5 protein-coding genes are annotated in these 6,234 nt (G+C 48.7%); all 5 read right to left on the bottom strand.

Translation table 11 applies throughout. The features are described from left to right. Positions 1 to 157: 157 nt before the first annotated feature. Positions 158 to 652 carry a nitrous oxide reductase accessory protein NosL gene (locus ACTHUT_RS12500; RefSeq protein ID WP_003679401.1) on the bottom strand — a complete coding sequence of 165 codons (495 nt, stop codon included), beginning with the start codon at positions 650 to 652 and terminating at the stop codon, positions 158 to 160. Then, positions 649 to 1,479, bottom strand: a complete 831-nt coding sequence (locus ACTHUT_RS12495; RefSeq protein ID WP_250599767.1) for an ABC transporter permease — start codon at positions 1,477 to 1,479, stop codon at positions 649 to 651. The genes ACTHUT_RS12500 and ACTHUT_RS12495 overlap by 4 nt, the downstream gene beginning before the upstream one ends. Then, on the bottom strand, positions 1,476 to 2,369 hold the full coding sequence (locus ACTHUT_RS12490; RefSeq protein ID WP_250599765.1) for an ABC transporter ATP-binding protein: 894 nt from the start codon (positions 2,367 to 2,369) through the stop codon (positions 1,476 to 1,478). Before ACTHUT_RS12490 ends, ACTHUT_RS12495 begins: the two co-directional genes overlap by 4 nt. A 59-nt stretch (positions 2,370 to 2,428) precedes the next feature. After that, positions 2,429 to 3,790 (bottom strand): nitrous oxide reductase family maturation protein NosD, encoded by a 1,362-nt coding sequence (locus ACTHUT_RS12485; RefSeq protein ID WP_431768203.1) that lies wholly within the window; start codon positions 3,788 to 3,790, stop codon positions 2,429 to 2,431. Positions 3,791 to 3,988: 198 nt separating this feature from the next. Next, the gene (gene nosZ, locus ACTHUT_RS12480; protein WP_440418853.1) at positions 3,989 to 5,956 is read right to left on the bottom strand and encodes a TAT-dependent nitrous-oxide reductase; all 1,968 of its coding nucleotides are present in this window, start codon (positions 5,954 to 5,956) and stop codon (positions 3,989 to 3,991) included. Positions 5,957 to 6,234: the final 278 nt, after the last annotated feature.

Here is a 6,234-nt window from a genome sequence, read left to right as displayed (position 1 = left end):
ATGGCAAGGAAACGGCGGCGCGTTAACGGGATGGACATGGAGTATTCCTTGGATTTTTTATCTTTACATTGAAAGCCGCATTCATTAAATCATCAATCGGCAGCTTCCAACGCAAAGGCCGTCTGAAACTGTTTCAGACGGCCTTTTATTGATTATTTTATTTGAAAATGTATTCGTCGGGCATCTCTGCAAAACCGACTACTCTGCCGCCTTTTTCTTTGGCGAATTTTTCAGCCTGAGCCTTGTCGGCAAACGGAAGCGCGTCTTCCGCACCCATGCCGCCGATAAAACTGCTTTCAATAACATAATAGGCTTTTTTCGCATCTATCCATTCGGCGTCGGCATTGGGTTTTTCCCAATCTTTGACTTTGCCCATATCGGTAACATAGATGGCATGAATGCCTTTAGGCTCTTCGGGCAGCTTGGTGTAGCCGAACATCTGCTTGATGGTGGAAAACCAAACCGGTTTGTCAGGTTTGCCGTTCAAGAAGATTTGCGCTTTAGGACCGTTGTGTTCGGTCAAATTCATGCTGCAGTAATGACCGACTGCGCTGTCGCTGATTTGTTGGGGCGCAGGCGGAGGAGTATTTTCCTGTTTGCTACAAGCAGATAAAGCAAGGATGGTGAATGCTGTAAATAATATTTTTCTCATATTTGTCTCTTTCCGAAAATCCAGGCGGCTAAGACCAAGGGAATGATAACCCATAATACCTGCGCCGTCAGCAAAACCGGCATAGTCAGGCTGATTTGATCGCTCAAACCGGCCATACCTGCGTACATGGCGGTGTTTTCATAGCCGGTCAGGTTGAGCAGACGGTAAATGTCGGAAGGATTGAACAAGAGAATGGTTTCTACAACAGATGCGGTAATGACTTGTTCAGTATCGGCAACCAAAATACCCAAAAGCGCCATATCGAAAATCACCACAAAAAACAGCCATACGCCGATGGCGATACCGGCGGCGGTACCGCGTTCTTTGACTTTCGCGCTAATCAAATAACCCATAGACAAAAAGGCTGCACCAAGAATCACACTGGCAACAATCAGGAGGGCAAAAGGTTTCCATGCGCCAAGGTCAAAGCCGCCGTTGGCAAGCTGGAGGGTAATGCCTGCCAATCCGTAGCCTGCCGTAGTAGCAAGGGCAAGGATGATGAGATGGCCGATAAATTTGCCGGCGAGGATTTGGTTGCGCGAAATCGGATAGCTCAACAACAGTGCCATCGTGCCGCGTTCGATTTCGCCAATCAGCGCATCATAAGAGAGCAACATCGCAATCAGCGGAATCAGAAAAATCGACAGGCTGGAGAGGCTGACAACGGTAACAGTCAACGGATCGACTTTGACTGTGCCGGTAGGCGAGCTGCCCAGGAAACCCAATGACAGGGCAAGCGCGGCAAGCAGGAGCGCGGCGGCGAGAACCCAACGGTTGCGCAGGCTGTCGCGGACTTCTTTGCCGGTAATAATCCAAACGGGGTTCATACGTCTTCCCTTTTTAAGAATTGTGCGTACATATCGTCAAGTGTCGGGGTATGGATATCGATATAGGCAAGGTTGCCCAAATCACCCAATTCGCTCAAAAGTCCCATACGCTCTTCGGCTTTACATTGCGCTTTATACGACAGGCCGTCTGAAAGCGGCTGCCAACGCTCGCTCAACGGACGCGCTTCTTTCAAACGGACATTGACGGTCAACGGCAAACCACTTTGGACATGCAGCTCATCCATGCTGCCATCGGCAACTTTCACGCCGTTTTTCATGACGATAATGCGGTCGGCGTGGCCATCGAGTTCGGCAAGCGCGTGCGTGCTGAGCAATACGGTTGCACCGCGTCCATTCAGTTCGCGCACGACTTCATAAAACATTTGGCGTGAAGCCGGGTCAAGGCCAGTGGTCGGTTCGTCAAACAATAAGACTTTAGGCTCGCCCAACAAGGCTTGTGCCAAAGCGAGACGCTGGCGCATACCTTTGGAGTAAGTGCCGACACGGCGGCGTGCCGCTTGAGAAATACCGACGCGTTCCAACAACTCACGGTTTTTACTCAAGGGCTGTTTTTTCAGCTTGGCATAGAAATCCATGGTTTCAATGCCGGTCAATGAAGGATGAAGCGCGACGGTTTCAGGCAGGTAGCCGATTTGGCTGCGAAGCAGTGCGCCTGTCTTGCTGCCGGTACGCTCGCCCAGCAACATGACTTCGCCTTCGGTCGGTGTAATCAGGCCGAGTATCAGCTTCATGATGGTGGATTTGCCTGCACCGTTATGCCCTGCCATGCCGACGCTTTCGCCTGCTTTGAGGACTAAATCGACTTGGTTGACGGCTTTTTGACTGCCGAATTGTTTGGTCACGTTTCTTAATTCGACGTGGTTGGTCATGAATAATTCCTTTGTGCCGTTTCAGACGGCCTCATTCAAAAGGCCGTCTGAAAACATGTTTAATTCAAAGATCCGTTTTCGGCATTACTCCAATTGGATTGGCGCGTATTGGCTTCGTGCAACAGCTCATCCTTCATGGCTTCGTATTTGGTACTTGTTTTGTTGCTGATCGGTTTCATCAATGGCTTACTGTCGATGACGCCGCCCGGCAAAATAGCGGGGAACTGTGATTGCGCCCATTTGACAATACTGACGGCAGGACTGTTCATCAGCAAACGGGACACGGGAGCGCGCCAAATGATTTGATCGATGATGCCGTTCGGTCGATAGGCGTTGTCGCCAAAACCATCGCCATCAAGATCGAATGCGCTGTTGTCGCTCCAATAATTGCCTCGTCCGCCCTCTCCCCAATCAAGGAAACGGGTGCTGACGTATTTGACTTGGCTTTCGTTGTTGATAAACGAATTATTGAACAGGCTTGTGCCTTCAATGGCCGCGGTAAAGTGAATACCGATTTGACAGTTTTCAAAATGGTTGTCAAAAATTTTATTGAAGTTGGCGTTATAGGCGAATACGCATTTACCGGCTTTGTTGATAATATTGTCGTTAATATCGGAATAGTTGACGTAATTGAGCATGATACCTTGGTCACGGCTGCCCACGGCGATATTGCCATACACTTTAAGACGCTCTGAGAACATCAACACATAGCCCATATTGTTGCCAACGGAGATGTTGTTGCTAACCTCGCTGTCGTTGGTGTACATATAATGTACTGCAAAACGCAAATCGCTGAAACGATTGCCTTTATAGGTATTGTTTGTACTGGTATTGGAGAAAATACCGTCACGGCCTTTGGAAATATCGTTGTCGACTACTTGCGCACCCGGCGCATTCCAAACCGTTACGCCATTACCGCGCTCATTCACGCGCAATGTAGCTTCCCCGACAATCTTATTTTCGCGCACCATCGATTCTGCCGCTCCATGGATGTACACGCCGACAGAGTTGTCCAAGACATTATTGTGTTCAATCAATGCACGCGGAGCCGTTTCCTCAAGATAAATCCCTGCATCCATGGCCGGCAGGCTCAAGCCTGAATTGGAAACAGTCAGATTACGCAGGGTCACGTCAGGTGCATGAACGGCAATGGTACGCCCGCTCCTGTCGCCAATAATCTTGGCGGAGCGGTCGGCCGGACCTTCAATGGTAATCGGTTTGTCGATATAAAGTTTGGTCTTGTATGTACCGGAGGCAAGCTTGAGCGTATCGCCGGCTTGGGCGCGCGCTAAAGCATCATTGAGATTGTCTTGTGCGGATACGTTGATGACTGTGGCAAAGGCCGTCTGAACCATACTGCCCAACAGCAATACGAATGCGGCACGTTGCCATTTGGAACGATGGGATGGTGTATGCGTCATAATCATATCTCAATTTCAGACGGCCTGTTTTCTACATGATAAACATATGCAGAAACAGGTATTTTGATGTTATAGCAAAGCTGTCTGATGATAGCTTATATTTCATTGCCATACTGGCTGACAAACAGCTTTGCTATAAAGGCCGTCTGAAAGAATGTCTTTTCAGACGGCCTAAAGGATTAAATCATCAAACCAAAATTATTTTGGTTTAACAATCATTTGGCCTGACATTTCCATGTGCAATGCGTGGCAGAACCATTGGCAGTAGTACCAGTGTACGCCTGGACGGACTGCTTTGAAGGTTACAGAAGATGTCGCTTGCGGGCTAATCTCCATAGCGATACCGTAGCCTTCCAAAGTGAAGCCGTGAGTCAAGTCCTCAATAGTCTCAACGTTGGTCACGTATACGGTCACTTCGTCACCTTGGTTCACTTCAAATTGAGGGATACTGAATGCAGGCGCAACGGCAGTCATGTACACGCGTACTTTGTTGCCTTCGCGTACGACTTTAGCGGCTTTTTCCAACTCAACGCCGTCTTTTTGCGCTTGTTCCAAAGCATCTTTCCAGAACCATGGGTCTTTGCGGTCCCAAGTTTTGCTTGGGTTCACTTTGGAAGCGGAAACCAGACAGAAGTCGTGCGGTTCTGCAAAAGTCGGGTTGTCGTGAACCAGACGCATTTCATCGCCGGAGATGTCGATCAATTGGTCACACTCAGGTTTCAGAGGACCTGCGTTCAGGAAACGGTCTTTGGAGAATTTGTTCAAAGACACCAACCATTTACCGTCGGCTTCTTTGGTTTCGCCCATGGTAGTGTGGTTGTGACCAGGTTGATAGTGAACGTCCAGTTTTTGTTTGATCGGATCGATTTTCTCGCCTTTGTAGGCTTTAATCGCATCGTCGATGTTCCATTTCACCATTTGGCTGTCGATAAACAATGTTGTATAAGCATTGCCGCGACCGTCAAATGCAGTGTGTAACGGGCCAAGACCCAGTTGAGGCTCAGCTACGACAACATCGCGCTCTTTGATTTTGCCTGCAAACAAATCGTCCAGTTTGCTGACATCCAATACGGTAACGGTTGGAGACAGTTTACCATTGAGCATGATGTATTTGCCGTCAGGGCTTGCGTTACAGCCGTGAGGAGAGTTAGGCACAGGGATGTAGCGGGTGTATGGAGAGTTGGCTTCTGCACGGCCGTCCAACATTTTCACGCCGTTAACTTCTTTGAAGTCGCCTTTTTTGATGCCTTCTTCGATAGCAGCCAGGTTAAATACTACACACCAGTCTTGCTCGTTAGAAGAAGCACCTTGTACAGTCAGAGCGCGCTCAGAGTTATAGCAGGTAGAGAAAGAGTATTTACCTTGGTAGTCGGCATCGCCGTTGTCCAAGTTACCGTCTACCAAAACTTGCCATGCGATCTCCATGGTTTCGCCGTCAATTGCGGTATAAACGGCATTCCAAGTTTTAGGATCATCCCATTTGCCTACGCCGTCAACAGGAACGATATGCTCGCCGTTGGCAAAAACGTAACCGGTTTTCGGATAACGTTGCGGACGCAGGCCGTGGATACCTGAAGCATTAGGAATATCAATGATTTTATCGGTTTTCATCACATCCAAGCGGATACGGCAAACACGGGTGTTTGCTTTATCGTTGGCGTAAGCATAACGGCCATCGTAAGTTTGGTCGGTGAAAGACAAGTGTGGGTGGTGCAAGTCGCCGTTAGGGTAGCAACGCAAACCGCTGTCTTGCAAGAATTTACGGGTTTCTTCGGTAATATTTCCGTTGAGGACTTTCAAGCTCTCATTGGTACGACCCCAACCGGTAGCGCTGTCCATATTGAATACAGGGATACGCATCAGTTCGCGCATAGACGGCAAACCGATCAAGCGCATTTCGCCTGATTGACCGCCTGAGAGGAAACCGTAGTATTGGTCAAGTTCACCTGGACCCACTTCGGAAGTTTGTTTGCCCGGCTCGGCAGAATGAGCTGCTGCTTTCTCAGCAGGAGCTGCGCCAGAAGCAGCAGCTTTATCACCCTCACCGTTAGAGCAACCGGCCAAGCCCAACAAACCGGCACCGGCAATGCCTGCACCGGAAGCAGCAGCAGTACCTAAGAATGAACGACGGCTTAAGCCGTTTTGTTCTAATTTTTCGTCTGACATACGACACTCCTTGGATAAAATCCGGCGGCCGATTTTTTTCAGACGGCCTACCGATGAAAAAATTTCTAAGTCGGGCTGCCGATACAGCCCTCTTTTTTATAAATAACTACTTATCAACACTAATTGCCGATTCTTTTTTAACAAACTGAACAACTTGTTCTTGAGCATTTTTCGTTGCTGCCGCATCGTACTGCTCAGATTTTGCCGCCGCTTGTTTTTGTTTTTTCTTATTCGTTGCCACTAGTTGAGGACAACGTGTATCGTGGTGATACATTACC

This window comes from Neisseria sp. P0022.S010 (assembly GCF_051956635.1).
Note: the sequence above shows the minus strand (reverse complement) of the source record. Positions and strands in the feature narration are given on the sequence as shown.